Genomic DNA, 3,396 nt, shown 5'->3' with positions numbered 1-3,396 from the left:
CATGATGGAATGGATCGAAAAAATCCCGCTGAGCGAGACACGCGATTATGTTTACCGCGTGCTGGAAAATGCGGTGATGTACGATCATCTCCACCCCGAACGCGCGCGCGTGCGGTCGGCAACGCCGCTCAGCACATATCTGGGCAAATCAAGCCCGGGGTGACATAGAGGCGCTATGGAGCGCACAAACCCGATTACCCCTGCCGGATTCGCAGCCATGCGCGCGCGGTATGAACAATTGTTCGCTGTCGAACGGCCAGCGGTTGTTGAAATCGTCCATTGGGCGGCGGGCAATGGCGACCGAAGCGAGAATGGCGATTATATTTACGGCCGGCAGAAACTGCGCGCAATCGACCGTGAACTCGGTCAGCTTTCCAAGAAAATGAAAGTTGCAAAGGTCCTCGACCCGTCGAAGCAGGAAGACCGAGACCGCGTGTTTTTCGGCGCGACGGTTACGTTGGCCGATATCGACGATGTGGAGCGCGTCATTACGTTGGTCGGCGATGACGAGGCCGATGCAAGCCATGGCCGCATCGGATGGAACGCACCGCTGGCCCGCGCCCTGCGCGGTGCGCGCGTGGGTGATGTCAAAACGGTAACCTTGCCAACCGGTCCCAAAGAATGGGAAGTCGTCGGGATTGCTTATCCAATAGGGGAATAGCCGAATCTCTTTTCGGCCAGCGCGGCAATCTCTGGTTGGGCATCAGGGAAATCCTGCGGAACGCTTGCCTCAAGCGACTCCACAACATGCTTTAGTGCAGCGATCCGTGCCGCTTTCTGGTTATTGCCGTCGATAACGGTCCACGGTGCCCAGCGCGTATGCGTGCGCTTAAACATGTCCGCCAGTGCATCCATATACTCGCTACGCCGTTCGCGATTTCGAAAGTCCTCTGCAGTCACTTTCCAGCGCTTGGCGGGATCTCCGAGCCGCTCCATCAGCACCTTATCCTGCGTTTCCTGTGTGACGTGGAAGAACAGCTTGATGATTTTTGTGCCAATCTCGCCCTGTCGCGACTCAAACTCATTAATCTCGTCATATCCGCGCCGCCATTCTACCTCGCTGCAAAATTTTTCGACGCGTTCGACCAGCACACGGCCATAATGGCTGCGGTCCCAGATGCTGATTTCCCGGCTACCGGGCAGCTTGTTCCAAAAGCGCCAGAGGAAGTGCTTGTCCTTTTCCTCAGCAGTGGGCGCTGAAACGGGATAGACATGATAATAACGCGGATCGAGCGTCGCGGTCATGCGTTTGATTGCCCCGCCCTTGCCAGCCGCGTCCCACCCTTCGATCACGATCAACGTGCGCGCATTATGCAATATGTGCAGCGACTGCAGCCGCGAAAGACGGTCCTGCAGTGCTTTCAGGTCCTCATCGTAGGTACCTTCATATTTTTCACCGGACTCATAGTTTGAAAGATCAATCGCCATCGGGCGATTGCAGCAGCTATTCGGCCGATAGACAAGACAAAGCAAAACGCTGTCCCCAAAAGGGACAGCGTAATGGCGTCGGCCTATGCTTTAGGATGAAGCTTTGGGCGGCTGTTCCACAACGCGAATGTTCAGCTCGCGCAGCTGCTTATGCTCGGCAGGCGACGGTGCGCCCATCAGCAAATCTTCCGCACGCTGGTTCATCGGGAACAAGGTAATTTCGCGCAGATTCTGCACACCGCACAGCAACATGACCATCCGGTCGACGCCAGCGGCCATACCGCCATGTGGTGGCGCACCATATTGGAATGCACGGTACATGCCGCCAAAACGATCCTCAACATCAGCCTGCGTCAGGCCGGTCAGTTCAAACGCCTTCACCATCAGATCGGGATGCTGGTTCCGGATCGAGCCCGAGGCGAGCTCATAGCCGTTACAGACCATATCATATTGATAGGCTTTGATGGTGAGCGGATCCTGCGTCTGAAGCGCTTCGAGGCCACCTTGTGGCATCGAAAACGGGTTGTGGGCAAAATCGACCTTCTTGTCTTCCTCGCTCCATTCGTAAAACGGGAAGTCGATGATCCAGCAAAAGCGGAATGCGTCTTTTTCAATGAGATCAAGCTGCTCACCCGTGCGTGTGCGCGCGGCACCCGCCAGCTTGGCGGCTTGCTCTTCTTTGCCAGCGGCAAAGAAGCAACCATCGTCGGGACCAAGGCCAATGGCGTCGTACAGCGCCTGCATGCCTTCGTCGCCGTGGTTCTTGGCAATGGGGCCGCCAAATTCGCCAGCCTTGCGGGTGACGTAACCCAAGCCAGCATGGCCTTCGCTGCGCGCCCATTCATTCATGTCGTCAAAGAATTTGCGGCTCTTTTCTGCCGTCTTTGGCGCGGGGATAGCGCGGACAACGCCGCCGCCTTCGACGATGCGTTCAAACAGGCCAAAGCCCGATTTGGTGAAATGGCTGGTCACGTCATGAATGATCAGCGGGTTGCGCAAATCGGGCTTGTCCGTGCCGTAATCCAGCATTGCCTTAGCATGCGGAATACGCGGGAATTGGCCAGCTGGCGTGACGGTTTTGCCATCAGCAAATTTTTCAAACACGCCAGCCATTATCGGCTCCATCGTGTCCCAAACTTCTTCCTGCGTGACGAAGCTCATTTCCAAGTCGAGCTGATAAAATTCGCCCGGCAAACGGTCAGCACGCGGGTCTTCATCGCGGAAGCATGGTGCGATTTGGAAATAGCGGTCAAAGCCGGCGACCATCAGCAACTGCTTATACTGCTGCGGCGCCTGTGGCAGCGCGAAGAATTTGCCCGGGTGAATGCGGCTCGGTACGAGGAAATCGCGCGCGCCTTCAGGGCTGGATGCCGTCAGGATGGGCGTTGAATATTCGGTAAAGCCAATATCTTCCATACGGCGGCGCGTTTCGCGAATGATCTGCGTGCGCTTGACGATATTCGCGTGCAGCGTTTCGCGACGCAAATCGAGGAAGCGGTATTTCAGGCGGGTTTCTTCTGGATATTCCTGCTCACCAGCAACGGGCAAAGGCAGTTCTTCCGACTTGCTGAGTACCACGACATTGCGTGCGAAAACTTCGATCTGACCCGTGGGCAAATTGGCGTTCACTGTGGCAGCACTGCGGGCCTTTACATCGCCATCTATGGTGACAACGCTTTCAAGGCGCAATGCTTCGAGGATTGGCAAGGCGGGGCTGTCGCTATCGGCGACAATCTGCGTCATGCCGTAATGGTCGCGCAAATCGACGAACAAAACGCCGCCATGGTCGCGCTTACGATGGACCCAGCCAGATAGGCGTACGGTTTCCCCCACGTGGGAATCGCGAAGTTCGGCGCATTTGTGCGTGCGATAAGCGTGCATTGTTCACTCAATTCAAAAAATCTGTGGAAAGGCCGCCTAACAACCGTGCAGGGGCACTTTGTCAAGTCGGGAATGGGTGCTACGGCG

At 56.4% G+C, this 3,396-nt stretch carries 3 protein-coding genes; 1 reads left to right on the top strand and 2 read right to left on the bottom strand.

The window, feature by feature from the left end:
- Window positions 1–175: 175 nt before the first annotated feature.
- The gene (locus ACILQA_RS10475) at window positions 176–661 is read left to right on the top strand and encodes a GreA/GreB family elongation factor (RefSeq protein WP_395629636.1); all 486 of its coding nucleotides are present in this window, start codon (window positions 176–178) and stop codon (window positions 659–661) included.
- Here ACILQA_RS10475 and ACILQA_RS10470 read toward each other — a convergent pair.
- Window positions 643–1,428: a polyphosphate kinase 2 family protein gene (locus tag ACILQA_RS10470; protein ID WP_395629635.1), complete on the bottom strand. Its 786-nt coding sequence runs from the start codon at window positions 1,426–1,428 to the stop codon at window positions 643–645. The two genes, ACILQA_RS10475 and ACILQA_RS10470, sit on opposite strands and share 19 nt — an antisense overlap.
- A gap of 90 nt (window positions 1,429–1,518) precedes the next feature.
- A complete protein-coding gene (gene aspS, locus ACILQA_RS10465; protein ID WP_395629634.1) occupies window positions 1,519–3,309 on the bottom strand; it encodes an aspartate--tRNA ligase in 1,791 nt (596 codons plus the stop codon).
- Window positions 3,310–3,396: the final 87 nt, after the last annotated feature.

The organism is Sphingorhabdus sp. (assembly GCF_044239005.1).
In the GTDB taxonomy this organism is placed as follows: domain Bacteria; phylum Pseudomonadota; class Alphaproteobacteria; order Sphingomonadales; family Sphingomonadaceae; genus Sphingorhabdus_B.
Note: the sequence above shows the minus strand (reverse complement) of the source record. Positions and strands in the feature narration are given on the sequence as shown.